We start from the raw sequence: 26379 nt of genomic DNA on the forward strand, positions 1-26379 counted from the left end.
GGACTCGCATGCGTAAGTCGATCTTCGTTCTCGCACTTGCAGCAGGGCTCACCACAGTGACGATCGGAACCGCGAATGCCGCTCCACCGGAGTCGGCCACGGGCCCGTCGATTACAGGGGTCGCATACCAGTGCATACCCACCGGTAGCTTCATCGCAGATCTCCAGTGCCGACTCGGAACCGGCTCGTCGCTGCCGGGGTTCCTGTAGAGCCTTCCGCTTCACTGCTCAGTGCGAGTAATCCTCTCGTCCTGCTCAGCACCGACTTCGAGATGATGACACCCCACTTCAGCCTTCGGATGACATGATCCGACCATGACTGCACCCATCGCACTGCCCCGCATCATGCGTATCGGTGGCGGCGCCGTCGGCGAGATCGGCGACGTCGTCTCGAGCCTCGGCCTGTCACGCCCACTGGTGGTGACCGATTCGTTCCAAGTGGGTACCGGCGCCGCCCAGAAGATGCTCGGCAACCTCGAGGCAGCCGGCGTCACACCACGCCTGTTCGCCGACGCCGTACCCGACCCGACCACCGACTCACTCGCTGCGGGTGTCGTCGCGCTCACCGAGCACGACGCCGACTCGGTGATCGGGTTCGGCGGCGGCAGCCCGATGGACACAGCCAAGGCCCTCGGCATTCTCGGCCGACAGGGCGGGCAGATGCGCGATTACAAAGCCCCGCGTAACAACGTCGGCCCCGCCCTGCCGGTCATCGCCGTTCCCACCACCGCCGGTAGCGGTTCGGAGGCAACCCAATTCACCGTGATCACCGACAGCTCGAGCGACGAGAAGATGCTCTGCCCGGGCCTCGCCTTCCTGCCGACGGCTGCGGTGATCGATTACCGACTGACCCTGTCGATGCCGCCGCGACTGACCGCCGACACCGGTGTCGACGCCCTCACCCACGCCATCGAGGCCTACGTCAGCCGCAAGGCCAACCCCTTCTCCGACAGCCTTGCGCTCATCGCCATCGGCACGATCGGCCGCATGCTGCGACGTGTGTATGTCGACGGCAGCGACGCCGAAGCACGCGAGCAGATGATGCTTGCCGCCACCCAGGCCGGGATCGCGTTCTCCAACTCGTCCGTCGCCCTCGTGCACGGTATGAGCCGACCCATCGGTGCGCATTTCCATGTCGCGCACGGACTGTCGAACGCGATGCTCTTCCCCGCCGTCACCGCCTTCTCTGCCGGAGCAGCAGAATCCCGCTACGCCGACTGCGCGCGAGCACTGGGCGTGGCCACCAGCAGCGACGACGACACAGCCGCGGCGAACAACCTCGTCGAGGCACTACACGAACTGTGCCGCGATGTCGAGGTCCCGACTCCCAAGGCCTACGGCATCGACAAAGCGCGGTGGGACGAGCTGATCCCCCTCATGGCCGAGCAGGCCCTGGCCTCCGGGTCGCCGAACAACAATCCGCTCATTCCCACCGACGCCGAGATCCGGGATCTCTACGCGCAGGTGTACGGCTGAGAGAGTGTGGATTCGAGTCCGGATTGGACAGGCTCGAATCCACACGACTTCAGGAAGTCCTTTCCAGCTCGAGATGCGGCCAGTCGGCGATATCCCGTCGCAGCTGCCGGTCATGTGTCGCGAGCACGACCACCGCATCGGTCACCCCGAGCGCGTCGGTCAGCTCGTCGACGAGCGTGATCGACAGATGGTTGGTGGGCTCGTCGAGCAACAGCACATGGGGCCGTGCGGCGAGTACCATCGCGAGATCCAGTCTGCGTTGCTGTCCCATCGACAGATCCCGAACTCGTTGATCCAGATCATGATCGGTGAACAGACCCAGCTCCTCGAGCGCCACCACCTCCGCACCCCCCACAACACCTGCGGATTCGAGCGCGCCGATGTGCCTGTCGTACACGTCCCTCACGGACGCCCCGGACGGCGATGGTGATTCCTGGGCGAGCCGCCCGACCCGTACGTGCTCGACGATGTCCAGATCTCCGGAGGTGGGTGGTAATTCGCCTGCGAGCACACAAAGGAACGACGACTTGCCTGCGCCGTTGGGCCCGGTCACGGCGAGCCGGCTGCCCGCACCGAGCGTGAGTGAGACCGGCGTGGGGAGACGGCCCGACACGGCAACGTCCTCTGCTCGAATCAGCGGCGCGTCGGTACCGATCCCGTCGAGCTCCGCGCCGAGCGCGGGCATCGAGAATTTCAGCGGCGGTGGTGGAGTGGTGACGGCATGCTCGTCGAGCGTCTCCTGCCGTCGATGCACCGACTGCACCAGGGCAGGGGCGCGGGTGGCGCGCTGGTGCTTGCCGGTCCCCTTGTCGGGGCGCCAGCCGGAGACGAGCCGGTTCCGGGCTGCCTCGAGATCCACGGCCAGACGCGCATGCTCCGCCTGCTGACGGTTGTACTCGTCGACCCATCGCTCGTACTCCGCGACACGTCCCTTGCGATATCCGGCGTACCCGCCGCCGTACAGGCGTGGACGACCGTCGACACTGGGGTCGAGGTCGAGAATCGACGTCGCGACGTCAGTGAGCAGAGCACGATCGTGACTGACGAGGACGACGCCACTGCGGGTGGTACGCAGCCGCTCGGTGAGGTACTCGAGCCCTGACGCATCGAGGTGGTTGGTCGGTTCGTCGAGGAGCAGGAAATCGTGCTCGGCGCCGAGCAGAGCAGCCAGCCGAACGCGGTAGCGTTGTCCCACCGACATTTCGGTGAGCAGCCGCGACCGATCGGTTATCGCTCCCAGGGCATCGAGGGCGGAATCGACGCGCCGGTCGGCGTCCCACGCGTCAAGCTGCTCGGCGGCATCGAGGACGTCGGTATACAACTCCGCCGCACCGGGTTCCTGCTCGGCGAGGGCAACTGTTGCCTCGTCGAGCAGGCGCAGCACTTCACGAACATGGACGAGCTCGATGTCGATGAGGTCACCGACCGTGCGGGTCTCGGTGACGGCCATCTCCTGCTCGGCGAACCCAAGCGACCCGAAGCACCGCACTGTGCCCGCATCTGGTTCGAGCCGGCCTGCCAGCACGTTGATCAGCGTCGTCTTGCCGCGACCGTTGTCGCCGACGACACCGAGCCTCGCACCGGGCGTCAAGGCGAGGTCGACGCCCTGCAGTACAGGACGGCCACCGCGAGCGATGTGCACGCCGGTCGCTCCGAGCTGCGCACGCGCGCGCCGAGGCAGGGTGATAGTGATGGTCATTCTTCCTCCGGATGGAGGCGCGTCGACCACGGCAATATGGACGACTGCGCTTCTGACGAACGGCCGTGTGGGCGGCCTGGGGACACGCGTCGGCCCCGCCCGGCTACATCACGGGTCGCGGGGCTTGCGTCGTCAGTTGAAAAGAAGCGCTTGAATCACGTCGTCCAGGGTACGTTCGTCCTGCGCCGTGTCAATCGAATTACGCACCGTCGTGGCGGAGTGCATCGACCGCAGCGGTGAAGCGCGTTTCGTAGGCTATCGCCAGCTCCTCCAGGGCCGCGACACCGTTTCCGTCGTATGCCGGTGCGTGCATCGGCGCAAGTGTACGCGGCTGCAGATCGGCGAGAGCTCGGATGGTGGGCGCCAATTCCGGCGTCAAGCACGTCGCGTGCCCCAGATCCTCAGCAGCCAGTGCGGGACCGACCATCTCATGGTCTGTCTGCGCCGGATACTTCCCGAATGCTGTGAACAGGTCGCCGCACAGCAGCGTCGAGGTCGTCTCCTCGAACATCAGTCCGGCATCCCACCCGTGCGGAACGTGAGGTGTGTCGATGTGGCGGACCCTGCGGCGGCCAGTGTCCAGAACATCGCCGTCCTGCAAGGGCCGTGGAGGTCTATCTGCGAGGTCGTTCACCTGGACGAAGCAAGCCATTGCTCCGTGCGCAACCTCCGCTGACGGCGCGACTTCCAGCCAGGAATTCATGGAGCCGCATTCGTCGGCCTCGACGTGACCGAACGTGATCCACCGCAGTCGATCCAGCGGGACCACTCGCGCGAGGGCCTCGGAAACGTGGGGGAACAATGCGCGGTACCCAGTGTGGAACAGCAGTGGCTCATCGCCGTCGATGAGGAACTGGTTCATCGTCAGGTTCGCCTCGTCGACGAATGTGGACAGGCGGTAGATGTCGGGGGCAATTTCGGTGATCAGGGTGTCCATCGCTGTCCCTCTCGCTTACAGTCCCCTTTCCGAGGTTCCTCCGGTCTCGGCTTACTTACAAGACCGCACCTGGTACTCGTGCAAGGATGCGAGGACAGCACGTCGACCAGCCGGTAGGAGATCCCCATGCAGCACACCGAGTCCTCGTTCAACGGAGGCAACGACACTCGGATCGTGTACGACCTGTGGTCGCCCGACAACGCCGAGATCGCAGGCGTGCTGGTTCTCACGCACGGACTCGGTGAGCATGCACGCCGCTACGATCACGTCGCGCGGCGCCTTACCGAGCTGGGGCTGGTCGTGTTCGCTCCCGACCACCGCGGCCACGGCCGCTCGGGCGGCAAACGACTGCACGCACGGGCGATGTCGGCTTTCACCGACGACCTCGATTCGCTGGTCGATATCGCAACGCAGGCGTATCCGGGCCTGCCGGTCTTCCTGCTCGGCCATTCGATGGGTGGAGCTATCGCGTTGGCGTATGCGCTCGACCACCAGGATCGTCTGACGGCGCTTGCACTGTCCGGACCGGCGGTGATCGTGACGTCCGGGACGCCGGGCATCGTCGTGGAGATCGGCAAGGTGATCGGCCGGTTCCTCCCCGATCTGCCGGTGCAGAAACTCGACAGCAATGCCGTGTCGCGGGATCCCGCGGTCGTCGCGGCGTACCAGGCCGATCCGCTCGTGCACCACGGATTGGTTCCCGCCGGGATCGCGCGCGTCCTGATCGACAACGAGCAGAGCCTGCCGCAGCGTTTGCCGTCGCTCACGTTGCCGGTGCTGGTGCTGCACGGCACCGCGGACACACTGGCCGACCCCGCAGGTGCTCAGCTCATCGCCGACCGCGCGGGCTCGCGAGATCTGACTCTGAAGCTTTACGACGGGTTGTTCCACGAGGTGTTCAATGAGCCCGAGAACGACCGGGTGCTCGGAGAGCTCGTCGAGTGGTTGCGTCCTCGCATCTCTCCGGAAAGGTAAGTGAGTTTCATGACCCCGCACATGCCGGTGGCGTTCATCGGCCACGGCAGCCCGCTCAACGCTCTCGAATCGAATCGGTACACGCAGACCTGGGCCTCGTTCGGGAAGTCGGTGCCGACGCCGCGTGCGATCCTGTCGATTTCGGCTCATTGGTTCATCAATGCCACAGCCGTGACGGCAATGCCGTCGCCGCGCACGATCCACGACTTCTTCGGATTCCCGCAGGAGTTGTTCGATGTCGAATACCCCGCACCCGGACTGCCCGAGCTGACAGAGGAGATCGCCGACCTGGCCCGTCCGAAATGGGTGGGTGGCGACGTCGATTCATGGGGCATCGACCACGGCACGTGGTCTGTGCTCACCCATATGTTTCCCAACGCGGACGTGCCGGTGGTCCAGCTGAGCCTCAACGCATTCAAACCTCTCGAGTACCATCTGGAACTCGGCGCGAAACTCGCGGCGCTGAGGGATTCGGGTGTTCTGATCGTCGGTAGCGGCAATATCGTGCACAACCTCCGCATGCTGGATGCAGGTAAACCGGACGAGGGCTTCGACTGGGCGAAGCGGTTCGACGAAGCCGCCGGCGAACTACTTCGCGAGCGACCAGGCGACGCACCGTCGTTGGCCGAGCATGCCGATTTCGCGAAAGCTGTTCCCACACCGGATCACTTCATTCCGATGATGCATTTCGCAGGCCTGCTCGCCGCCGCCGGAGAACAGCCCGACACCCTCGTCACCGGGGTGAACTACGGGTCGTTGTCCATGACGTCGTACACCGCTGGTGCTCAGCATCTTTCGATTCCCGGCAGCGACGACCACAGTGCCGGACTTCCCGATTCGACGGATCCACTCAACACCAACCTGTGACAGGTCAGGCGGCGCGTCCATTGTCTACGGCGACGACGGCACGCCGCGCGAACCGGGTGCTCAGCCCGATGAGTTCCATCGCCTCGGGCAATGCTCGCGCGAGGACCGGCCACGCATGGATCTGCTCGCGCCACAGGTGCGTCTCCACCGTGTTTCCCGCCTCGGCGAGGCGCTCGCTCATGTCCTCGACGTCGGGCCGGGTGAGTTCGAATTCGGCTGCACACAGGAACATCGGAGGGAAGAGAGCCGGGTCGGCGTCGACGGGGTTCATCTCGCCTTCGATCGCTTCCTGACCCGCGAGCCAGCGCGGGCGCAACTTCTCGAGTGCTTCGATCGGCAGATAGGCGTCCTTCTTCATGTACTCGAGATCGTGGCCGGAGTCGTCGAGGTCCAGGCTCAGCAACGGCGAATAACCGATGACGGCGGCCGGCCGCTGGATACCGCGTCGCGCAGCGAGTTCGGCGACCTTGACGGCGAGATATCCGCCGGCCGAGTCGCCGCCGACGATGATCCTGGTGGGATCGACTGCTGTCTCGACCAGTGCGGTGTACGCATTCATCGCGTCGTGGACCGATCCCGCGATGGGGACGGCCGGGACCTGCCGATAGTCCATCGAATACACGGGTGCCCCCGAATCGAGAGCAAGCTGCACACACAACTGCCGGTGTGTCGAGGGTCCGCAGAAGATGAAACCGCCGCCGTGGAAGTACAGGATGGTGGCATCCTCGAGCGGATCATCGACGGGTTTGGGCGAGATGATGCACTCGCCGGGCACTCCGCCGAGATCGGTGTCGACGATCTCCACCGACCGCGGCCTGGGGGTGACCTTGTCGACCACCCACGAAAGCCTGCCGAGGAGGCCGATTCCGAAGTCGTTGCTCGGCCAGATGCTCAGAATCGGCTTGACGAGAATCCGGACGACCCAGAGAAGGATCAGCGCGATCCGACTCGTCCGATCGTGCCAGGTCACAGAAGCACTGGAGCTCATGTGCACACACTATGTGACAAATGCGTTCGCGGGTACGCGACATTGCACACGTCATGGCCAGTTCTGCGGCTCACCACACTCGACCCTGTCACTGAAGACGCCCTGTCACTGAAGACACAGAAGTGGCACGAGTAGTTCGTCGTCGGTGAGTGCGCCGTGTTGCCCGGGCAGTTCCGACATCACCCGTTCACCGTCCGTGCGGATCACCGACGACTCCCCCATTCCGATCGCGACGATGTCGCCGATGCGGCCGACGAGCGACGGTGCGGGCTCGGGGCCGAACAGGCCGGCGGCGATCACCTCGTCGCGGGTACCGACCCACATCTGCTCGCCGAGTTCGTTTCGCCAGCGCTCGAGCACCTCGCCGACGCTGTCGGTGTAGACGTGCCTGCACCGTGGCTCACCGGCGATGACGCTCACGTCCTCACCGAGTCCTGGGGTGTGGTCGAAGTCGATGCGTCGCCCGCGGGAAGCATCGATCATGCCGTGATCGGCGGTGACGAGCAGCCGGGTCCCGCGGGGAAGCGCACCCGCGAGTTGCTCGACGAACCGGTCGACGATAGTGAGCTGCGCGAGCCACGCATCGGATTCGGGCCCATACACGTGGCCGAGTGTGTCGACCTCGCCGAGATAGCAGTAGACGAGGCTGCGTTCGTCGGCGCCGGTTGCCGACACGACACGGGCGAGCAGATCACCGTAGGCGGAGACCCCGACGAATGCGCCGCCGCGCAGAACAGCGCGGGTCAGGCCACTGCCGTCGAAGTGCTTCGGAACGACGGTAGTGACGGCGATGCCCGCATCGGCGCCACGTTCGAACGCCGTCGGGTGCGGTTGCACGTCCTCGGGGACCAGTTCGTCGCGCTTGTCGATGGCGGTGCCCGCGAGTGTCCAGCGCAGCCAATTGAGGGGTGCTTCGATCTCGTCGACATACGACTGATAGCCGGTGATGCCGTGGCGTCCCGACGGCAGCCCGGTTCCGAGTGACGCGATACTCACCGCGGTGGTCGTGGGGAAGCCGGCGCGGATCGCGTGTCCGGGGGCGGAGGTGAGAAACGGTGCAACCTTCTTGTTTCGTTGCAGCAGTTCCCAGCCCATACCGTCGACGAGAAGCACGACCGTCCTGGAGCACTCGGCAAGCCCGAGGCGGTTCATCTCACCGGCGACGCCCGCGGAAGCGAGCACCGATGGCAGGAGGTCGGCGAGGGTGGGCTCGGCGTACACGTCGCGCAGCGGCAGGCTCATACTTCGAGTATGGCCCCGACTCACCCCGGCCGTCCTTTACCGCTCGGCGTGCCGATTTCTCCGGCCGCGTACGGCTCGTTCCGCGTCGACGCAGTGAGCGATTCCAGCGCTCACTCACTCGAAATATTGTCAGTGTGGGAGGGGCGAATGTGCAGGTCGACGACCTGCAGGCAAAGCATTGCACGGGACCGTGACATTTACGGCCCCACAGTGCGCCTTCTTTCTCTATGTGGCTGTCGAGCACCAACACTACGAGTTCCGCACATAGCGAGTTGTCCGCACGCCCTGTCGCCCGTCGACCCGTACCAGTCGTTCCTCGGTCAACTTCCCTGGCGCATATCGCACCTGAGCCCCGGTAAGTCCGGTGAACTCGGCGATCTCGTTTCGACCGCGGTTCGATCTATGCATCCCAGACTGCGGGCGCGTCGGTCGCGATCGACGACAAGTGGTCTATCGGGACATGGGGACCGGGCAGCTGTGTGGAAGGGGCCGAAGGCAAGCTCAGGGACCCGCAGGGTCTCCGTACGGTTGGGTGCAGCCGCCCGCAGGGCGTCCACTTCGTCAGGCCGGTTCCTGCCGCACTCGCTCGAGGAGCGTCAGCGCCGCCGATCGCAGCTCGTCGACCACGGCCGACGTGCTCACCAGTCCGTCGCTCGACAGATCCGCGGCGGCCACCGGAACATGCCGGCAGGCATCGTGGACGATGTCGGCTCCCGTGTAATTCAGGACGGTCTCGAGCGACGCATGAGCGCCCGCCGCATTGGTTGCGTTCGCCGACACGTTGATCCACGCCACGGGCTTGTCGACAATCTCCATTCCACCGACGGTCCAGTCCAGCAGATTCTTGAACGAGCCCGGGAGCGCTCCGGCGTACTCGGGCGTGCAGATCAAGACCGCGACGGCGTCGTCGATGTTCCTGCGCAGACACGCGACGACGTCCGGCAACGCCGTGGCCTCGACGTCGGGGTTGAAGTGCGGCAACAGTCCCATTTCGGCGTAGACGGTGACGTCGGCGTCGGACTCCAGCTGGGCTGCCACCGTGCGGATCGCCGCGCTGTTGCTCGACCCGTCACGCAAGGAACCGGAGATGAGGAGGAGCCGAGGACCAGTCATCCCCGGACTCTACATTCCCGCAAGTCGTTCCGGACATCGTTGACGCTCTCTGGATGCAAGTGTCTCGCCGGATGGACGGATAACCCGATCGACCGTGCAGTTATCGACGGTTTCAGTGAGAGAACGCGTCAATAACTGCGCACTCGAACAGAATTCCGCTTTTCTCCTACAAGCGAATATCCGCACCCCTTCGAGAAGAGTGCGGATATTCGAGTGCCGTACCAGCGGGAGGTGGCTACTTGACGTCCGATCCGTGCTTCGTCAGCGCCATGACCTCGATGTTCATGTACGGGAACAACGGCAGGTTGAACAGGATCTCGTGCAACTCATCGGCCGAGTCCACGTCGAAGATGGAGATGTTGCTGTACTTGCCGACGATGCGCCAGATTTCGGGCCACTTACCCGCCCGCTGAAGTTCCTGGCTGTAGGCCTTCTCCTTCGCGATGGTCTCGGCGCGCACCTCGGGGTCGAGGTCGCGCGGGATGTTGACGTCCATCCGAACGTGGAACAGTGCCATGGGGTTTTCTCCTTCTTCGGGTGTGGGGGGTCAGTCTCGCGCGTACTTCTTGACGACGTCCATGTCGAGTTCGACACCGAGGCCGGGACCCTCCGGCAGGTGCACTTGTCCTTCGGAGTACTCGAGGGGCTTCTTCAGCAGCTCGACTGCGAACAACTGGGGGCCGAACAGTTCCGTACCGTAGTTGATTCCGGGTTCGGAGCATGCGAAATGAATGGACGCGGCGGTACCGATCGGGCCTTCGATGGACGTCGCGCCGTGGCAGCGAAGACCGGCGGCCTTGGCGACCGCGACCACTTCCTTGCTGCGCTGCAGACCACCGCATTTGGTGGTCTTGAGGGCGATGACGTCGGCCGCGGCGAGTTTGGCGACCTCGTATGCGTCGTGCGGGGTCTGGACGGATTCGTCGGCCATGACGGGTGCGGAGACGCGGCGATTGATCTCGGCGAGGACATCGAGCTGGTCGGCCGGGGTCGGCTGTTCGATGAGTTCCACACCGCCGTCGACGAGCTGCGGAACGTGACGCAGCGCGGTGAAACGATCCCAGCGCGCGTTCACATCGATGCTGAATCCGACCTTGCCGTCGAATGCCTCCACGATCTTCACCACGCGGTCGGTATCGACGACGGGATCGAGCGCACCCATCTTGAGCTTGAACGAGAAGTTGAGGCGCTGCTCCATCTTGTGGGTGACCTCTTCGACGATCTCCTCGAGAGGTGCCGCGCCGAGCGCCCAGCGTACGTCGACTCCGGTGCGGAACGCGCCACCGAGCAGTGACGCGACCGGCACGCCGAGGCTGCGACCCCAGGCGTCGTGCATTGCGACATCGACCGCGGCCTTCGCGAAACGGGCGTTCGCGACGATCCGTTCGATGTCGAGCATCACGCCGCTGATCTCGTCGACGCCGCGACCGATGATGTAGGGACCGATGTAGCGATCGACGATCTGCTTCATCGTCTCGACGGATTCGCCGCCCCACCACGGACCTCCCGGCACGACACCTTCGCCGTAACCGGTGATTCCGCCGGCAGTGGTGACGGCGACGAACAGGATCGGCTGTACTTCCGAGGTCGTGGTCGCGAATTTGTGCGGACGAATCAGGGGTACGTCGACGATCGTCGATTCGACGGAAACGATCAACAGGTCGGGGTCGGACATCTTCGGTCAGCTCACAATCGGTTCTGGGTGTGACGGTCGATACGGCAGAGGTACATACGCGCCGAATGCCGGCGCCCCTGTGGGACACCGGCATTCGAGGTCAAAGGTGAATCACGCTTCGGGATCGAGCACGAAGTCGTAGCTCACCTCGGCGATACCGTCGGCGTTCGGCTGCGGGTCCAGGATGAGCTCCGGCTTGGTAGCGGTCGCGACGTCGTCTTCGACCCACTCGCCGCCCTTGAAGTAGAGCTGGGTGGTGATTGCGCGCTTACCCGGCGCCGACACCAGCAGGTGCAGGTGAGCAGGACGCCACGGGTGACCGCCGTAGGACTTGATGAACCAACCGGTGGGGCCGTCGTTCGGGATCTGGTAGGGAGCCGGCTTGAGTGTGGTGATCTCGTAGTTGCCGTCCTCGTCGGCCACGATCGTGCCGCGCAGGTTCCACTCCGGGATATCAGGAGCGAACTGCGAGTAGTAGCCGTCTTCGTCGGCGTGCCAGAGTTCGACGGTGGCGCCGGCGATGCCGTTGCCCTCGAGGTCGGTGACCTTGCCCTTGAAGATCAGCGGCGGGGCGACCTTGTCCTTCTCGCGCATCGGCATGGTGCACTTGGACGGCAGTTTCGGAGCGTTCGGAACGTAGTAGGGGCCTTCGATGGAACCCTTGGTGCCGGTGAAGTGCTTGCGGCTGTAGTTGACTTCCTCGACCTCGTGCTCGACGAAGACGTCCAGCCACAGCGGCCATTCGCCGTACTCACCGACGTCGATCATCCACTGCTTGAGGACGCGGTACTCGTCGTACGTCACCTCGTGCTTGTGGACGACCCCCGCCAGCGCCTCGAGCACGTCCTTGTAGATCGCGGCCGCGCGCTCGACGGAAGTGTCGGACGAAACCCGCTCGGACTTGAACTTGTCGGTGGCGGCGTTGCCGGAACCGTGAGCGGTCGGGTTCTCGGTGGTGGTCATGGACTCTCCTCGTCGGGGCTGAGAAACGGTGTGGAAAGCAGCGGCCCTGTCCGTGCCGGGGGCTGCGGACTTACCGGATGTACGCTGTGCGTACTTGTGGATCGCAATGCGTACAACACATACTGTGCGTGTTGTCACATCGCTTGTCAACACCCGATTGAGGCAACATCGACAGGTCCCGCAGGTAGGAGCAGGTAGGAGATGTGATGCCGAGCACCGGCCTAGGCAACAATCCGAGTAACGACCGCGACTTCATCCAGAGCATCGAACGCGGTTTTGCGGTATTGCACGCCTTCGACGACAAGGATCCGAAACCGACGTTGGCCGAGGTGGCCACCAAGACGGACTTGTCGCGGCCCGCAGTTCGTCGAATCCTGCTCACACTGCAGCGCCTCGGCTACGTCACCGCCACGGGAACCCGCTGGTCGCTGACGCCGCGGGTACTGAGCATCGGGCAGCACTACACAGCTTCACACACCCTCGTGGACTCCGCACTGCCCAAGTTGGTGGAAATCGCAGATCACACCCACGAATCTGCCTCGCTCGGCGTACTCGACGGAGCCGAGGTCGTGTACGCGGCCCGCGTGCCGGTGCGACGCATCATGAGCATCAACGTCTCGGTCGGTACCCGCGTACCCGCATACGCAACCTCGATGGGTCGCGCCCTGCTCGCCTGGTCGCCACGCGAACTGGTCGACGCGGTGATCGAGGAGACCCGGTTCGAGAAACTCACGTCCACCACCATCGACAACGCCGACGCATTCCGCACCGAACTCGCGCACGTGCGCAGCAAGGGTTACGCCATGGCCTCGGCCGAACTCGAAGACGGGTTGATCTCGCTTGCGGCACCCGTGTTCGACCCCGCCGGGCATGCGGTGGGCGTGCTTGCCTGTTCGACGTCGACGGGCAGGCACACTCTCGATTCGTTCCAGGATCTGTGCGCGAAACGTGTGGTGGACTGCGCGGAGAAGCTCAGCGAGGAACTCGGATACCGCCACCGGTGACGAGGGCGCCCTCGCTCAGGTACGCAGAGTCTCCGAGGGCGCTACCCCGTATTTGCGTTTGTACGCGGCCGAGAATCGGCCGGTGTGCGTGATTCCCCACCTCAACGCCACATCCGTCACCGACATCTCCGACCCGGATCCCGCAGAGAGTTCCTCGTGAATACGCGACAACCGCAGATCGAGCAGGTAGTCGCGAGGGCAGACGCCGAGATACTCCCGAAAACCCTCCTGCAGACGACGTACGCTCACCCCGGCAACCTCGGCCATGTCCGCCGACGTCCAGGGCAGAGACGGATCGTTGTGCACCCGGTCGAGGACCCGCTTGATGATCCGCGGCCGCGCGCCTCCGGTCGGATCAGCGTCGTCGGGCATCACCGCGAGAATGAACGACGAGGTCAGAGCACCGGAGAGCTGATCGGCGACCAGGGGGTTACCCCAGAGCGACTCATCGGACTTGAGCTGCTCGATGATCGACCGCAATAGCGCCGTCCAGCTCTGTCCCGCGTCGGTCGTCAGGTCGACCTGGGCGGGAAGGTGCAGGTCGGGGCGCCCGAGAATGCGGGCCATCTCCCGGTGCAGGTAGTCGCGCTCCAGCTTGACCCCGACGATCTCGCAGTCGCCGCTCCACCGACGGATCGTCGCGTCGATATCGGGCTCGAATACGGTGGCCTGCCCCACCCCGGACTCGGTCTCGATGCCGCCGGCGATCGACTCGATCGTGCCCGACAGAGGAATGTTCACGGCATAGGCGCCCGGGTGCGAACTGCGGACCGATGTCTCGGCGCCCCAGCCGATCCTGGCCAGCCGGACCGGCCCCAAAGGCAATGTGCGCAGATTGAGGCGGGGCTCGACCTTCTCGAGAGGGGTGAGGTCATGGGAGAAGTACGCATGCGACACCACCTCTTCCACCTCGCCCCAGTCGGACGGGTGCCGAGTCGAATCCTCTGCCATCTGCGATCCACCCACCTTCACCGGATATCGGGGGTCTTCATATCAGTGTGATCAGGGACACTCGCCCTGGCAAACAAGGACTTTATACCTACCCGCCGCGCTAACCGGATAGTGACCGCGCTCACTGGATCGCGGACCCCCTTTCGCATCCATATGGTTTGTGTCACACCAGATCGAACCGGGACAGGGAGGACGCAGACATGGAACAGCGAGACCTGCGAAACATCTTCGGACAGTTCGCAAGTGGCGTTACAGTCATCACCTGCGCCAACCGGGACGGCGAACCGCACGGCGCCACCGTCACCGCGTTCACCGCAGTGTCGCTCGAGCCGCGACTGTGCCAGGTCACCTTGACCCGCACATCGAAGGCGTGCGGCTTCCTGTCGGGCGCACCGTTCGCCGTGAACGTCCTCGCCGCCGACCAGGTCGACACCGCAATGCACTTCGCGGGCAGGCCGCAGTCGCCCGAACCGACATGGGAGGACGGCCCCACTGCCCCGGTCCTCGCCGGCACCGCCGCGACGATCTCGTGCATCCCGTGGCGCGAATACGACGGCGGTGACCATGTCATCTACATCGGCGAGATCGTCGATGCCTCCAGCCGCGACGTCGATCCCCTCCTCTTCTTCCGCAGCACCTTCCACGACCTCGGCGCTCCCAGCGCGTCTGCGGCATGGAACGGCAGCCTGGACGATCCGCACAGCGGATGGTTCGACGCCCAGACCAAGTTCACTCCGCTCCACCTGGCCACATCCCCGGCCTGACATCCCTTGACACAGCGAATCCCTGCCCCACCGGACTAGGAGAAATTCCATGACCACCACCGAACCGCGCCCCGACACTCTCGACCGCTCCAAGGTCAACGTGGCCGCAGAGTGCGAAGCGAACCGGACGAAGAATTTCGCGACCCGCCCCATGACCGGCGACGAGTACATCGCCTCGATCGACGACGGCCGCGAGATCTTCCTGCACGGCGAGAAGGTCAAGGACTTCACGAACCACCCGGCGTTCCGCAACTCCATCCGGATGACCGCGCGCCTCTACGACGCGCTGCACACCGGTGAGCACGTCGACGCACTCACCACCCCGACCGACACTGGCAACGGCGGCGTCACGATGCCGTTCTTCCGCACCCCGAAATCCTCCGCCGACCTGGTCAAGGACCGCGATGCCATCGCCACCTGGGCACGTCTGACCTACGGCTGGATGGGCCGCTCCCCCGACTACAAGGCCTCTTTCCTCGGAACACTCGGCGCAAACGACGAGTTCTACAACCCGTTCCAGGACAACGCGAAGCGCTGGTACCGGGAATCGCAGGAGAAGGTTCTGTACTGGAACCATGCGATCATCAACCCGCCTGTCGACCGTCAGCTGCCCCCGGACCAGGTCGGCGACGTGTTCATGAAGGTGGAGAAGGAAACCGACGCCGGCCTCATCGTCTCCGGCGCGAAGGTCGTCGCGACCGGCTCGGCCATCACCAACTACAACTTCATCGCGCACTACGGCCTGCCGATCAAGAAGAAGGAATTCGCGCTGATCTGCACGGTGCCGATGGATGCACCCGGCATCAAGCTGATCTCCCGCGCCTCGTACTCGGAGAACGCCAACATCGTCGGCTCGCCGTTCGACTACCCGCTGTCGAGCCGGATGGACGAGAACGACGCCATCTTCATCTTCGACAAGGTCCTCGTCCCGTGGGAGAACGTCTTCATGTACGGGGACGTCGAGAAGATCAACCAGTTCCTGCCGGGTTCCGGTTTCCTGCAGCGCTTCACGCTTCAGGGCTGCACCCGCCTCGCCGTGAAACTCGACTTCATCGCCGGTCTGCTCATGAAAGCCCTCGACGCCACCGGTGCCGGTGGATTCCGAGGAGTACAGACCCGCGTCGGTGAGGTCATCGGCTGGCGCAACCTGTTCTGGTCGCTGACCGACTCCATGGTCAACAATCCCGAACCGTGGATCGGCGACACCGTCATCCCGAAGCTCGAATACGGCCTGACGTACCGGATGTTCGCGATGCAGGGCTACCCGCGCATCAAGGAGATCATCGAGCAGGACGTCGCCTCGGGCCTGATCTACCTGCCGTCGTCCGCCGCCGACTTCAAGAACCCCGAGGTACGCCCCTACCTGGACAAGTACGTTCGTGGATCCGACGGTATTCAGGCCGTCGACCGTGTCAAGGTCATGAAGGCACTGTGGGATTCGATCGGATCCGAGTTCGGTGGCCGTCACGAGCTGTACGAGCGGAACTACGCCGGCAACCACGAGAACGTCAAGGCCGAACTGCTGTTCGCCGCCGAGACCCGCGGTGACGTGGCCTCCATGAAGGGCTTCGCCGAGCAGTTCATGAGCGAGTACGACCTCGACGGCTGGACGGTGCCCGACCTGATCGGCAACGCCGACGTCTCCGCGTTCTACAAGTAACGACACCCCACACCACCGCGCGCGGGCGGACGACCCCCCACCTACCCCGCCTGCGCGCGGTACCCAATCATCCACCCCACGCGAAGGAGCGTCCGAGATGTCCGCCGCTTCGAATTCCGGTGCCCCTGCCCCCATTCCGGAGTTCGACGCCGTGATCCTCGGGCGTTCCTTCGCATCCCAGCGCGCGGCAGGCCGTCTTCGTGACGACTTGCGTCTGTCGGTCTGTGAGCTGGTCAGCGCAACCTCGGCCACATACGACGACATCAACAATCGCTGGGAATTCCACGTAGGAAGGTTCGTCATCGCGCGCGCCAAGTTCGTGATCGATGGCGACGGGACGATCCACCTGCTGGGGCGTGAGGCCACCGCCATCGATCCTGCCGCCGTGACCGCGCACGGATTTCCCAACCTGTTCCGCCCGGTAGGCACCGACCGAATCGATTCCCTCGGTTACACGGTGGCGTGCATCGAGTACATGCGCACGCACGGCCACGACTACGTCGAACGGCGGCTACGCACACCGGTCGCCGATGACGACTATCCCGAGTTGTCGTTCGACCGTCCGACCCCGGTCATGTGGGTCGGGTAACGCAGATACACACCTATTGGACAGATGCACACCGTCAAACGGTGTGTATCTGTCCAATTCCGTTGCAGCTGAAGTTCCGCTTTCATCACTGCCGCAACATCGCCGAGGGCGTCGTCCCGTATCTCTTCTTGAACGCCGCCGCGAATCGGCCGGGGCTGCTGAATCCCCATCGGAACGCAACATCGGCCACCGTGAGGCCGGAGTCGCCTGCCGCGAGTTCGACGCGTGCGCGATCCAGCCGGATATCGAGAAGCACTGCGGAAGGACTGCTTCCGACATACTCTGCAAATGTCTCTTGCATCCGCCGCACGCTGGTGCCTGCAATCTCTGCCATATCGGCTGCGGTCCATGGACGTGAGGGATCGTCGTGCAAGACATCGAGGACGCGGCGGACCATCCCCGGCCTCGGCGCCGGAGCAGCATCCTCGACCGGGGGCGCCACCGCCAGCACGAACGCGGCCGTGACCGCACCCGCAAGTTGCTGCGACACAAGTGGGTTGGAAAGCGAGCCGGTGCCGCCGGAGAACTGGTCCGATAATGAGGCAACCAGGCGGCGCCAATCATCGGCCGACCCGGTGAGATCGATCTGATCAGGCAGCACGAGCCGGGAACGCAGCGGCGCACCCAGAATCCGGTCGGCCTCTCGCTCGAGGTGGTCGCGTTCGAACTTTACGCCGAGAACAGAACATGTTGCGTCCCAACGTGTGATGCGATTCGGAGTATCTGCACTGAACACGGTGGCCTGCCCCGGCCCGGAGATGACGTCACCGCCGCGGCCCCGGGATTCGAGACTGCCTGCGAGAGGGATGTTGATCTCGTAGGCCCCCGGATACTCGCACTCGATGGCCACGTCGACGCCCCAGGCGAGTCTGCCGATCATGACCGGGCCGAAATCCACCGAGGACAATTGTAATTCGGGCTTCTCAGCTCCCGACAGCACGGTCAATTCGTGCGGGAAGTACACGTCGGCGACCACTCGGGAGGCGTGCTCCCAGCCCTCGAATCCTGACACCTTCCACCTCCGCGACCCCTACCAGGCCACATTTCCGCGCGATTCGTATCGACTCCGCGCAATCGGCATAGAACCTGAGTGACCTGGATCATATGGTCCTCTTCACAGAGTACGGAAGGTCCGCGCGAGACGGCCCCACGACCCACCCGAGGAGCATCCCATGACAAGCACTCTCTCCTGGATCGACGAAGTCACCATGACCGAGCTCGAGCGCAATCCGTACCCGATCTACGAGCGTCTTCGAGCCGAGGCGCCTGTCGCTTTCCTGCCCGTGCTGGGGGCGTTCGTGGCGTCGACAACGGAGGCGTGCCGCACGATTGCGAACAGCGACGACTTCGAGGGGATCATCACCCCTGCCGGTGGCCGCACATTCGGGCATCCCGCGATCATCGGGGTAAACGGCGATATCCACAAAGACTTGCGATCGATGGTCGAGCCGGCTCTGCAGCCCAGCGAAGTGGACCGGTGGATCGAGGACCTCGTCCGACCGATCGCCCGGCGTTACCTCGAAGAATTCGAATCGGACGGTAAGGCCGACCTCGTCACCCAGTACTGCGAACCGCTCAGTGTCCGCGCGCTCGGAGATCTGCTCGGCCTGAAAGATGTCAGCTCGGACATGCTTCGCGATTGGTTCCACAAGCTGTCCAACTCGTTCACGAATGCCGCAGTCGACGCCGACGGCAATTTCACCGATCAGAAACGATTCGACGAGGGTGACGCTGCGAAAGCCGAGATCCAGTCGATCGTCGACCCGCTGATCGACCATTGGATCGAACATCCGGACGACAGCGCCATCTCGCATTGGCTGCACGACGGCATGCCCGACGGGCAGACCCGCGACCGCGACTACATCTACCCCACCCTGTACGTGTTCCTCCTCGGCGCCATGCAGGAGCCGGGGCACGCAATGTCGTCGACACTGGCCGGTCTGTTCAGCCGACCGGAGCAGTTCGAGGCCATCGTCGACGAGCCCGATCTGATTCCCCGTGCCATCGCCGAGGGAATGCGCTGGACGTCGCCGATCTGGTCAGGGACCGCACGAATCGCCAAGTGCGACACAGTGGTATCCGGAATAGAGGTCACCGCGGGATCGGTGGTCATCCTCTCCTACGGATCGGCCAATCACGACACCGGCACGTTCGACGCACCTACCGAGTACGACATGACGCGACCACCGCTTCCGCACCTCGCGTTCGGCACCGGCAACCACGCATGCGCCGGAATCTACTTCGCGAACCACGTCTGCCGTATCGGGCTAGAGGAACTGCTCGAAACCATCCCCAACCTCGAACGTGACACCGGCGCAGACGTCGAGTTCTGGGGCTGGGGCTTCCGCGGTCCCACCTCACTGCACGCGACTTGGGAGGTCTGACATGTCGTACACCGTCACCACCGGCTCGACGACGGTCGACTGCGGTCCCGATCAACCGGTTCTCGACGCGTTCCTGCGCAGCGGTGTGTGGATGCCCAACTCGTGCAACCAGGGAACCTGCGGCACATGCAAGATCAAGGTCTGCTCGGGTTCGGTCGACCACCGAAACTCCCCCGAGAACACGCTTCCGCAGCACGAACGCATCGCGGGCTTTGCACTGGCCTGCCAGGCCACGCCGTGCAGTGACACCACGATCGACCCACCGATCGCCGAGGAAATCGCGCCTACGCATGTGTTGCACGACTTCGTCGCCACGGTCTCCGAGGTGCGTGATATCGCCTCCGATACCCGACGTGTGCTGCTGACCCTCGATGTTCCTCTCACGTTCTCCGCGGGCCAGTATGTCGACGTCACCGTTCCGGGAACATCGACGAGACGTCAGTACTCCCTGGCCAACCCGCCGACCGAACCGAAACTGCTCGAACTGCACGTACGACGACACCCCGGCGGAGTGTCCTCCGAATGGCTGTTCGGATCGATCGAGGTGGGTGACCGGATCGATATGACAGGTCCCTACGGCGATTTCACGTTCGACGAGAAGTCGACGGGGCCGATGGCGCTGCTCGGTGGCGGCACCGGACTCGCACCGCTCAAGGGCATCGTCCGTCATGCGCTCGCGTTGGATCCGCAGCGGGAGATCCTGCTGTACCACGGGGTGCGGACCTGCGCTGATGTGTACGACGCCGACTTCTTCCGTGAACTGGAGGACAAGCACTCCGGCCTGCGGTACGTCACCTGCGTAAGCCGTGAGAACGGGGGCGACCGGGAGGGCTACGTCACCGATGCCTTCGCCGAGGACGTTGCCTCGGCGAAGGAATTCACCGGTTACGTCTGCGGGTCGGAGAAGTTCGTCGAAGCCGCGGTGAAGTCGTTCAAACGACGCCGGATGTCGCCGCGTCGGATCCGGCGCGAAAAGTTCACCGCAGCCGGGTAGGGTCCCGCTCGCCGGTTGACCGAATGTCACCTTCATGCAGCTCGAGCTCATGAAGGTGACATTCGGCCATTCCGCTCGTCCAGAGCACTTCGTCCCTCGAGCCTCGGGTCCTAGGTATCACTAGGCATTTACCCGGTGTGACCGCAAACACAGGCTGTCAGGGTAGTAGTAATGCCGGACACAGCCCGTCCGAGCCCCACCCCGACACAGCCTGTCCGACCGCCGCCACGGCAACTGTGTTCGGACCGGAATCGGACACCGACGCTGTTCGTCCCGGGAACTACGCCGACACTGGAGGATCCCTATGACCGACATCGTGGAACACGTGCGCACCCACCTCGACGGAGCTCTCGTCGAAGACCCCGCGACCGGACGGCATCAGGTCCGTCGCGATGTCTTCACCGACGAAGAGATCTTCGAACTGGAGATGAAGTACATCTTCGAGGGCAACTGGGTGTACCTCGCTCACGAGAGCCAGATCCCGAATGTCGGCGACTACTTCACCACCAACATCGGCCGTTCCCCCGTCGTGATCAGCCGCGACAAAGAGGGTGAACTTCACGCCCTGATCAACGCGTGCAGCCACCGCGGCGCGATGCTGTGCCGCCGCAAGACCGATAACCGCACGACCTTCACGTGCCCCTTCCACGGCTGGACCTTCCGGAACAACGGCAAGCTGCTCAAGGTCAAGGACCCCCGCGACGCCGGTTACCCGGAACAGTTCAACACCGACGGCAGCCACGATCTGACGAAGGTCGCCCGGTTCGAGAGCTACCGCGGGTTCCTGTTCGGCTCGCTCAACCCCGACGTCAAGTCGCTGGACGAACACCTCGGCGACACCACGAAGATGATCGACATGCTCGTCGACCAGTCCCCCGAAGGACTCGAGGTGCTGCGCGGCTCGTCCACCTACACCTATGACGGAAACTGGAAGCTCCAGGCGGAGAACGGGGCTGACGGATACCACGTGTCGGCGACCCACTGGAACTACGCCGCGACCACGGCACGCCGCGGCGCCGGTGAGTCCGCAAACGAGACCAAGGCAATGGACGCCGGCACGTGGGGCAAGCAGGGCGGCGGCTACTACTCGTTCGACCACGGGCACCTGTTGCTGTGGATGTGGTGGGGCAACCCCGAAGACCGCCCGCTCTACCCGCGCAAAGAAGAGCTCATGAAGGAGCACGGCGAGAAGAAGGCCGAGTTCATGGTCGGTGCGTCGCGCAACCTGTGCCTGTACCCGAACGTGTACATCATGGATCAGTTCTCGTCGCAAATTCGGCACCTGCGCCCGATCTCGGTCGACAAGACCGAGGTGACGATCTACTGCATCGCCCCGAAGGGCGAGAGCGCCGAGGCCCGCGCCAACCGAATCCGCCAGTACGAGGACTTCTTCAATGCCACCGGCATGGCAACCCCCGACGACCTCGAAGAGTTCCGCTCCTGCCAGAAGACGTACATGGCGTCGTCTGCACCGTGGAACGACATGAGCCGCGGCGCCACTCACGTGCTCAACGGGCCGGATCAGGTCGCGAAAGATCTGGGCATGGATGGTGTCCTGTCCAGTGGTGTGAAGACCGAGGACGAGGGCCTGTACCCGATCCAGCACGGCTACTGGCTCGACACGATGCGCAATGCCGTCGACGCCGAAGCCGCAGCTGCCGCCGCCGGCGAACCCACCGCGCTCTGAGAGGAACCGAAACCATGACTACTGCAACAGAGTTGACGCAGACCGACATCGAACAGTTCCTCTACAGGGAAGCACGCCTGCTCGACGATCGGGAATTCGAGAAGTGGATCGAGTGCTACCACCCCGACGCCGAGTACTGGATGCCGGCATGGGACGACGACGGCAAGCTCACCGAAGATCCGCAGTCCGAGATCTCATTGATCTACTATCCGAACCGCGGTGGGCTCGAAGACCGTGTGTTCCGAATCCGCACCGACCGGTCGTCGTCGACGTCACTGCCCGAACCTCGCACCGGACACAACATCACCAACGCCGAGATCCTCGAGCGCCGCGGCACCGAAATCGACCTGCGCCACAACTGGTTCTCGCTGTACTTCCGCTACAACACGACGGATACCTACTTCGGCACCACATTCCTCACTCTCGATGTCTCGGGTGATCAGCCGGTGATCAAGAAGAAGAAGATCGTTCTGAAGAACGACTACATCCACCACATCGTCGACGTCTACGTCGTCTAATACCCGGAATCACGAGAGGAGGCTTGGGCACCATGACATTCCAGGTGGCATTGAGCTTCGAGGACGGGGTCACCCGCTTCATCAAGGTCAAGCCGAACGAGACCGTCGCAGACGCGTCGTACAAGGCGCGGATCAACATCCCCCTCGACTGCCGCGACGGCGCGTGCGGCACCTGCAAGGCGTTCTGCGAATCGGGCACTTACGACGGCGGCGACTACATCGAGGATGCGCTGACCGACGAGGAAGCAGAACAGGGTTACTGCCTGCCGTGTCAGATGATGCCCGAGTCGGATCTGGTGGTGCAGATCGCCAGCACGTCGGATGTCGCGAAGACCGCCGCGGCCTCGTACACCGCGACGATCACCGAACTCAATCGCTTCTCCGAGAGCGTCGTCGGCTTCACCGTCGAGATCGACAACCGGGACGACCTGGTGTTCCTGCCCGGGCAGTACGTCAACATCGGGGTTCCCGGTAGCGACGACGGCACCGGCAAGCAGGCGAGCAGGTCGTACTCGTTCAGCACCGGCCCCCACGACAATTCGCTGGCGTTCCTGGTGAAGATCACCGAGGGCGGCCTGATGTCGGAATATCTGCGCGACCGCGCTCAGGTGGGCGACACTCTCGAATTCACCGGCCCCTTCGGTAGCTTCTTCCTCCGCGAGCGCAAGCGCCCGTCGCTGCTGCTGGCAGGCGGGACCGGACTCGCCCCGCTGTTGTCGATCCTGTCGAAGATTCAGAGCGAGGGCACCGATCATCCGGTGCACCTCATCTACGGCGTCACGTTCGACCACGACCTCGTCGAACTCGAGAAGCTCCAGGCCTATGCGGAGTCTCTGCCGAACTTCACGTTCGACTACTGTGTCGCCGACAAGGATTCGTCGGCCCCGAACAAGGGCTACGTGACCGGACTGTTCGAGCCGCAGCACCTCAACGACGGCGACGTCGACATCTACCTGTGCGGCCCACCGCCGATGGTGGAAGCGGTGCGTAATCACCTGTCGGAGAACAGCATCACACCCGTGAACTTCTACTTCGAGAAGTTCAACACCTCCGCCACTCCGGGCGGGGCGACCACCCCGGCCCCCACCGACGCGGAGAAGGCTGCTGCCGAGAAGGCCGCTGCCGAGACCGGCCGTCCCGTTGCGCTCGAGACACCCGCCGACCCCGGAAACTACGAGATCGGTGAGGAGCACCCGCCTGTCGCCGAGTCCGACGAGCAGTTCGACGCCCGCATGGCGCTCGAACTCGGTGTCCTCGAGCTCACCATCGGCCGGCTCACCCCCGAGCAGCTCGTGGAGTTCCGGATTCTCGCCGAGGCATCCGGCGCGTCCGTCGAAGGTGACCACTTCACGGACGCCGCCGCGTTCACAGACACCACCGCGGCGTTCCACGAGTACCTGTTCCGCTGCTGCACCAATCCGGTACTGCTCGAGGCCTACAACCGCCTCGAGGTGACACAGCTGATGTACCAGGTGCTCCGCGACGCGCACTGGATCGAGGGACACATCATCGACGAACACCTGCAGCTCGTCGAGGCGTTCGAGCAGGGCGACAAGGCCGCAGCCCGCGAACTGATGGTCGCGCATTCCGGCCACGCCAAGGAGACGATGCGGCGAGCGATCGCCGAGGGCGCGGCAGCGGGTGCACGATGAGCGAAGCGAAGTTCTTCCCCGGGCGGTTCGACGGCAAGTGCCTGACGATCACCGGCGCCGCACAGGGCATCGGTCTCGCGGTTGCGTCCCGTGTCGCGGCGGAAGGCGGCGAGGTCGTCCTCGTCGACCGTGCCGAGATCGTCCACGAAGTCGCCGAGACGCTGCGCGCCGAGGGCGGTAAGGCCCACTCGGTGACTGCGGATCTCGAGACCTTCGAGGGAGCGGAGGAGGCGCTCGCGTTCGCGACCCGATCCGCCGGACGACTCGACGTGCTCATCAATGTGGTCGGCGGAACGATCTGGGCCAAGCCGTACGAGCACTACGCGCCCGATGAGATCGAGAAGGAGATCCGCCGGTCGCTGTTCCCCACGTTGTGGTCGTGCCGCGCCGCTGCGCCGTACCTGATCGACCAGCGTTCCGGCACGATCGTGAACGTGTCGTCCGTGGCGACGAGCGGGGTGAACCGTGTTCCGTATGCCGCCGCGAAAGGTGGCGTCAACGCCATCACCTCCGCGCTTGCGCTCGAGCTGTCGCAGTACGGCGTTCGCGTCGTCGCCACCGCGCCGGGCGGGACCGTCGCGCCGGAGCGGCGGGTCGCGCGGGGGCCTGCCCCGCAGACCGAGCAGGAGAAGGCCTGGTACCAGCAGATCGTGGACCAGACCGTCGATTCTTCGCTGCTCAAGCGGTACGGCACGCTCGAGGAGCAAGCCGCGGCGATTACTTTCCTGGCCTCCGATGAGGCCTCGTACATCACCGGTTCGGTACTTCCCGTAGCCGGAGGCGATCAAGGCTGACAGCCGTTCGACCGGGCCTCACCAGTGGGCCTTTCCCTGCTGGTGAGGCCACTTTTCTGCCCGAATTCATTTGTGACCCCTCACACAAACCGGAGCAAGTCATGACCCGAACCACACAGACCTGGGCCAGTCCACAGCACAAACGAAGCGTCATCTGGATCGTCGCTCTCGCCACCGTCGCGATCATCTTCGACGGATACGACCTCGTCGTGTACGGAACTGTTCTTCCGACACTCATGGGCGACCCCACCCAGCTCGGCGAGATCTCCGCGCAGCAGGCCGGGGCACTCGGCTCCTATGCCCTGATCGGTGTCATGGTCGGTGCTCTCGTCACCGGCGCGTTCGGCGACCGCGTCGGCCGCCGCAAGATGATGCTGATCAACATCGTGTGGTTCTCGGTCGGTATGGGCGCAGCAGCGTTCTCGACCAGCATCGCGATGTTCGGTGGCCTCCGGTTCTTCACCGGTATCGGTGTCGGCGGCCTGGTCGCCACCGCCGGTGCCGTCGTCGCGGAGTTCGCCCCACCCGGCAAGCGCAACCTGTTCAACGCCATCGTCTACAGCGGCGTCCCCGCAGGCGGTGTCCTCGCATCGCTGCTCGCGATCCTGCTGCGTGACGTCATCGGATGGCGTGGACTGTTCCTGATCGGCGCTCTGCCGCTCGTCATCCTGTTCCCACTCGCGCTGGCCAAGCTCCCCGAATCGCCCGCGTGGCTGGCCTCCCGCGGGCGCCTCGACGAAGCGAAATCCACCTGCGACAAGTTCGGCTTCCCGATGCCCACGGCCGCGCCTGCCGCACCCACCGAGAAGGTCGGTTTCGCTGCGCTCGCCACCAGGAAGTACGCGCTCGGCACCGGTCTGCTCGGCCTGATGAGCTTCGCCGGCCTGCTCCTGACCTACGGCCTGAACACATGGTTGCCGAAAATCATGGCCGACGCCGGCTACAACGCCGACGGTTCGCTCGCGTTTCTCCTCGTCCTCAACGGCGGTGCCATCATCGGCGGCCTCATCGCATCGAAGATCGCCGACGGCCGCGGTCCGCAGTCCGTCATCGTCACCACTTTCTTCCTCGCTGCCGTCGCATTGGTGATGCTCACCCTCGGGTTCCCGCTGCCCGTGCTCCTCACCGCCGTCGCGATCGCCGGCGTCGGCACGATCGGTACGCAGGTGCTCGTCTACGGCTTCGTGTCGAACTACTACGACACCCCCGCTCGCGCAGCCGGCGTCGCGTGGTGCGCAGGATTCGGCCGGCTCGGCGGGATCTTCGGCCCGATCATCGGTGGCCTGTTGATCGGCGCCGGCTTCGCGAACAACGTGAACTTCTACATCTTCGCGGTGATCGCTCTCGCCGGTGGCCTCGTCACGTTCTTCGTTCCCCGACCGCTGCAGCACAACACGCGGATCGACGTTCCGGACGCCTCGACCGGGACTACCGTGGATGCGTGACGG

General features: G+C 64.3%; 25 protein-coding genes. 15 read left to right on the forward strand and 10 right to left on the reverse strand.

The annotated features are described in order from the left end of the window. Positions 1-8: 8 nt before the first annotated feature. The gene (locus tag ACSYG9_RS08810; RefSeq protein ID WP_440126804.1) at positions 9-209 is read left to right on the forward strand and encodes a hypothetical protein; all 201 of its coding nucleotides are present in this window, start codon (positions 9-11) and stop codon (positions 207-209) included. Between the two features lie 105 nt (positions 210-314). Then, on the forward strand, positions 315-1475 hold the full coding sequence (locus ACSYG9_RS08815; protein ID WP_440126805.1) for an iron-containing alcohol dehydrogenase: 1161 nt from the start codon (positions 315-317) through the stop codon (positions 1473-1475). Between the two features lie 49 nt (positions 1476-1524). Here the strand turns inward: ACSYG9_RS08815 and ACSYG9_RS08820 are convergent, their stop codons facing one another. Continuing rightward, positions 1525-3174 (reverse strand): ATP-binding cassette domain-containing protein, encoded by a 1650-nt coding sequence (locus tag ACSYG9_RS08820; RefSeq protein ID WP_440126806.1) that lies wholly within the window; start codon positions 3172-3174, stop codon positions 1525-1527. A gap of 199 nt (positions 3175-3373) precedes the next feature. Next, positions 3374-4111 carry an oxygen-binding di-iron domain-containing protein gene (locus tag ACSYG9_RS08825; protein WP_440126807.1) on the reverse strand — a complete coding sequence of 246 codons (738 nt, stop codon included), beginning with the start codon at positions 4109-4111 and terminating at the stop codon, positions 3374-3376. Between the two features lie 126 nt (positions 4112-4237). Between ACSYG9_RS08825 and ACSYG9_RS08830 the strand changes: the two genes are divergently transcribed. Next, positions 4238-5086, forward strand: coding sequence for an alpha/beta hydrolase (locus tag ACSYG9_RS08830; protein WP_454842124.1), 849 nt, complete (start codon positions 4238-4240; stop codon positions 5084-5086). Positions 5087-5107: 21 nt separating this feature from the next. Then, complete coding sequence (gene ygiD / locus ACSYG9_RS08835) at positions 5108-5953, forward strand: 4,5-DOPA-extradiol-dioxygenase (RefSeq protein WP_454842918.1); 846 nt, start codon at positions 5108-5110, stop codon at positions 5951-5953. 4 nt (positions 5954-5957) lie between these two features. On the opposite strand, the gene ACSYG9_RS08840 is transcribed toward ygiD, so the two are convergent. The 6 genes from ACSYG9_RS08840 to catA form a co-directional block, all read right to left on the reverse strand. Further along, positions 5958-6941, reverse strand: a complete 984-nt coding sequence (locus ACSYG9_RS08840; protein ID WP_454842126.1) for an alpha/beta hydrolase — start codon at positions 6939-6941, stop codon at positions 5958-5960. 105 nt (positions 6942-7046) lie between these two features. Continuing rightward, positions 7047-8183, reverse strand: coding sequence for an alkaline phosphatase family protein (locus ACSYG9_RS08845; protein WP_454842127.1), 1137 nt, complete (start codon positions 8181-8183; stop codon positions 7047-7049). A gap of 561 nt (positions 8184-8744) precedes the next feature. Next, a complete protein-coding gene (locus ACSYG9_RS08850; RefSeq protein ID WP_454842128.1) occupies positions 8745-9296 on the reverse strand; it encodes an NADPH-dependent FMN reductase in 552 nt (183 codons plus the stop codon). Positions 9297-9531: 235 nt separating this feature from the next. Next, positions 9532-9813: a muconolactone Delta-isomerase gene (gene catC / locus ACSYG9_RS08855; protein ID WP_440126812.1), complete on the reverse strand. Its 282-nt coding sequence runs from the start codon at positions 9811-9813 to the stop codon at positions 9532-9534. A 30-nt stretch (positions 9814-9843) separates the two neighbouring features. After that, on the reverse strand, positions 9844-10971 hold the full coding sequence (locus tag ACSYG9_RS08860) for a muconate/chloromuconate family cycloisomerase (protein WP_440126813.1): 1128 nt from the start codon (positions 10969-10971) through the stop codon (positions 9844-9846). 111 nt (positions 10972-11082) lie between these two features. Further along, positions 11083-11934 carry a catechol 1,2-dioxygenase gene (catA, locus tag ACSYG9_RS08865; protein ID WP_440126814.1) on the reverse strand — a complete coding sequence of 284 codons (852 nt, stop codon included), beginning with the start codon at positions 11932-11934 and terminating at the stop codon, positions 11083-11085. A 206-nt stretch (positions 11935-12140) separates the two neighbouring features. Here catA and ACSYG9_RS08870 point away from each other — a divergent pair, with 206 nt between their 5' ends. Then, the gene (locus ACSYG9_RS08870; RefSeq protein WP_440126815.1) at positions 12141-12938 is read left to right on the forward strand and encodes an IclR family transcriptional regulator domain-containing protein; all 798 of its coding nucleotides are present in this window, start codon (positions 12141-12143) and stop codon (positions 12936-12938) included. A gap of 15 nt (positions 12939-12953) precedes the next feature. Here the strand turns inward: ACSYG9_RS08870 and ACSYG9_RS08875 are convergent, their stop codons facing one another. Then, a complete protein-coding gene (locus ACSYG9_RS08875; RefSeq protein WP_454842131.1) occupies positions 12954-13889 on the reverse strand; it encodes an AraC family transcriptional regulator in 936 nt (311 codons plus the stop codon). 200 nt (positions 13890-14089) lie between these two features. On the opposite strand from ACSYG9_RS08875, the gene ACSYG9_RS08880 reads away from it, so the two are divergent. The 3 genes from ACSYG9_RS08880 (at position 14090) to ACSYG9_RS08890 (ending at position 16902) form a co-directional block, all read left to right on the forward strand. Next, on the forward strand, positions 14090-14653 hold the full coding sequence (locus ACSYG9_RS08880) for a flavin reductase (RefSeq protein ID WP_440126817.1): 564 nt from the start codon (positions 14090-14092) through the stop codon (positions 14651-14653). Positions 14654-14702: 49 nt separating this feature from the next. Next, complete coding sequence (locus ACSYG9_RS08885; RefSeq protein ID WP_454842133.1) at positions 14703-16313, forward strand: 4-hydroxyphenylacetate 3-hydroxylase family protein; 1611 nt, start codon at positions 14703-14705, stop codon at positions 16311-16313. A gap of 97 nt (positions 16314-16410) precedes the next feature. After that, positions 16411-16902 carry a hypothetical protein gene (locus tag ACSYG9_RS08890; protein WP_454842135.1) on the forward strand — a complete coding sequence of 164 codons (492 nt, stop codon included), beginning with the start codon at positions 16411-16413 and terminating at the stop codon, positions 16900-16902. Between the two features lie 85 nt (positions 16903-16987). On the opposite strand, the gene ACSYG9_RS08895 is transcribed toward ACSYG9_RS08890, so the two are convergent. Next, the gene (locus tag ACSYG9_RS08895; protein WP_454842137.1) at positions 16988-17914 is read right to left on the reverse strand and encodes an AraC family transcriptional regulator; all 927 of its coding nucleotides are present in this window, start codon (positions 17912-17914) and stop codon (positions 16988-16990) included. A 160-nt stretch (positions 17915-18074) separates the two neighbouring features. Between ACSYG9_RS08895 and ACSYG9_RS08900 the strand changes: the two genes are divergently transcribed. The 7 genes from ACSYG9_RS08900 (at position 18075) to ACSYG9_RS08930 (ending at position 26376) form a co-directional block, all read left to right on the forward strand. Continuing rightward, complete coding sequence (locus ACSYG9_RS08900; protein WP_454842139.1) at positions 18075-19286, forward strand: cytochrome P450; 1212 nt, start codon at positions 18075-18077, stop codon at positions 19284-19286. 1 nt (position 19287) lies between these two features. Continuing rightward, positions 19288-20280 (forward strand): 2Fe-2S iron-sulfur cluster-binding protein, encoded by a 993-nt coding sequence (locus ACSYG9_RS08905; RefSeq protein ID WP_454842140.1) that lies wholly within the window; start codon positions 19288-19290, stop codon positions 20278-20280. Positions 20281-20584: 304 nt separating this feature from the next. Beyond that, on the forward strand, positions 20585-21967 hold the full coding sequence (gene benA / locus ACSYG9_RS08910; RefSeq protein ID WP_440126823.1) for a benzoate 1,2-dioxygenase large subunit: 1383 nt from the start codon (positions 20585-20587) through the stop codon (positions 21965-21967). A 14-nt stretch (positions 21968-21981) separates the two neighbouring features. Then, positions 21982-22485: a benzoate 1,2-dioxygenase small subunit gene (gene benB, locus ACSYG9_RS08915; protein WP_454842143.1), complete on the forward strand. Its 504-nt coding sequence runs from the start codon at positions 21982-21984 to the stop codon at positions 22483-22485. Between the two features lie 32 nt (positions 22486-22517). After that, positions 22518-24137, forward strand: a complete 1620-nt coding sequence (gene benC, locus ACSYG9_RS08920) for a benzoate 1,2-dioxygenase electron transfer component BenC (protein WP_454842144.1) — start codon at positions 22518-22520, stop codon at positions 24135-24137. Further along, positions 24134-24931, forward strand: a complete 798-nt coding sequence (locus tag ACSYG9_RS08925; protein ID WP_454842145.1) for a 1,6-dihydroxycyclohexa-2,4-diene-1-carboxylate dehydrogenase — start codon at positions 24134-24136, stop codon at positions 24929-24931. The genes benC and ACSYG9_RS08925 overlap by 4 nt, the downstream gene beginning before the upstream one ends. 101 nt (positions 24932-25032) lie before the next feature. Continuing rightward, the gene (locus ACSYG9_RS08930; RefSeq protein WP_440126826.1) at positions 25033-26376 is read left to right on the forward strand and encodes an MFS transporter; all 1344 of its coding nucleotides are present in this window, start codon (positions 25033-25035) and stop codon (positions 26374-26376) included. The last annotated feature ends 3 nt before the right edge of the window (positions 26377-26379 follow it).

It is taken from the genome of Rhodococcus sp. SJ-2, assembly GCF_053750035.1.

Bases quoted from the DNA above. Each gene is read 5' to 3' on its own strand.
- ACSYG9_RS08925 (WP_454842145.1), top strand. From the start codon at position 24,134: ATGAGCGAAGCGAAGTTCTTCCCCGGGCGGTTCGACGGCAAGTGCCTG.
- ACSYG9_RS08930 (WP_440126826.1), top strand. From the start codon at position 25,033: ATGACCCGAACCACACAGACCTGGGCCAGTCCACAGCACAAACGAAGC.
- ACSYG9_RS08905 (WP_454842140.1), top strand. From the start codon at position 19,288: ATGTCGTACACCGTCACCACCGGCTCGACGACGGTCGACTGCGGTCCC.
- ACSYG9_RS08850 (WP_454842128.1), bottom strand. From the start codon at position 9,296: ATGACTGGTCCTCGGCTCCTCCTCATCTCCGGTTCCTTGCGTGACGGG.
- ACSYG9_RS08825 (WP_440126807.1), bottom strand. From the start codon at position 4,111: ATGGACACCCTGATCACCGAAATTGCCCCCGACATCTACCGCCTGTCC.
- ACSYG9_RS08845 (WP_454842127.1), bottom strand. From the start codon at position 8,183: ATGAGCCTGCCGCTGCGCGACGTGTACGCCGAGCCCACCCTCGCCGAC.
- ACSYG9_RS08880 (WP_440126817.1), top strand. From the start codon at position 14,090: ATGGAACAGCGAGACCTGCGAAACATCTTCGGACAGTTCGCAAGTGGC.
- ACSYG9_RS08840 (WP_454842126.1), bottom strand. From the start codon at position 6,941: ATGAGCTCCAGTGCTTCTGTGACCTGGCACGATCGGACGAGTCGGATC.
- ACSYG9_RS08900 (WP_454842139.1), top strand. From the start codon at position 18,075: ATGACAAGCACTCTCTCCTGGATCGACGAAGTCACCATGACCGAGCTC.
- ACSYG9_RS08885 (WP_454842133.1), top strand. From the start codon at position 14,703: ATGACCACCACCGAACCGCGCCCCGACACTCTCGACCGCTCCAAGGTC.
- ACSYG9_RS08860 (WP_440126813.1), bottom strand. From the start codon at position 10,971: ATGTCCGACCCCGACCTGTTGATCGTTTCCGTCGAATCGACGATCGTC.
- catC (WP_440126812.1), bottom strand. From the start codon at position 9,813: ATGGCACTGTTCCACGTTCGGATGGACGTCAACATCCCGCGCGACCTC.
- benB (WP_454842143.1), top strand. From the start codon at position 21,982: ATGACTACTGCAACAGAGTTGACGCAGACCGACATCGAACAGTTCCTC.
- ACSYG9_RS08815 (WP_440126805.1), top strand. From the start codon at position 315: ATGACTGCACCCATCGCACTGCCCCGCATCATGCGTATCGGTGGCGGC.
- ACSYG9_RS08870 (WP_440126815.1), top strand. From the start codon at position 12,141: ATGCCGAGCACCGGCCTAGGCAACAATCCGAGTAACGACCGCGACTTC.
- ACSYG9_RS08890 (WP_454842135.1), top strand. From the start codon at position 16,411: ATGTCCGCCGCTTCGAATTCCGGTGCCCCTGCCCCCATTCCGGAGTTC.
- catA (WP_440126814.1), bottom strand. From the start codon at position 11,934: ATGACCACCACCGAGAACCCGACCGCTCACGGTTCCGGCAACGCCGCC.
- ACSYG9_RS08830 (WP_454842124.1), top strand. From the start codon at position 4,238: ATGCAGCACACCGAGTCCTCGTTCAACGGAGGCAACGACACTCGGATC.
- ACSYG9_RS08820 (WP_440126806.1), bottom strand. From the start codon at position 3,174: ATGACCATCACTATCACCCTGCCTCGGCGCGCGCGTGCGCAGCTCGGA.
- benA (WP_440126823.1), top strand. From the start codon at position 20,585: ATGACCGACATCGTGGAACACGTGCGCACCCACCTCGACGGAGCTCTC.
- benC (WP_454842144.1), top strand. From the start codon at position 22,518: ATGACATTCCAGGTGGCATTGAGCTTCGAGGACGGGGTCACCCGCTTC.
- ACSYG9_RS08875 (WP_454842131.1), bottom strand. From the start codon at position 13,889: ATGGCAGAGGATTCGACTCGGCACCCGTCCGACTGGGGCGAGGTGGAA.
- ACSYG9_RS08810 (WP_440126804.1), top strand. From the start codon at position 9: ATGCGTAAGTCGATCTTCGTTCTCGCACTTGCAGCAGGGCTCACCACA.
- ygiD (WP_454842918.1), top strand. From the start codon at position 5,108: ATGCCGGTGGCGTTCATCGGCCACGGCAGCCCGCTCAACGCTCTCGAA.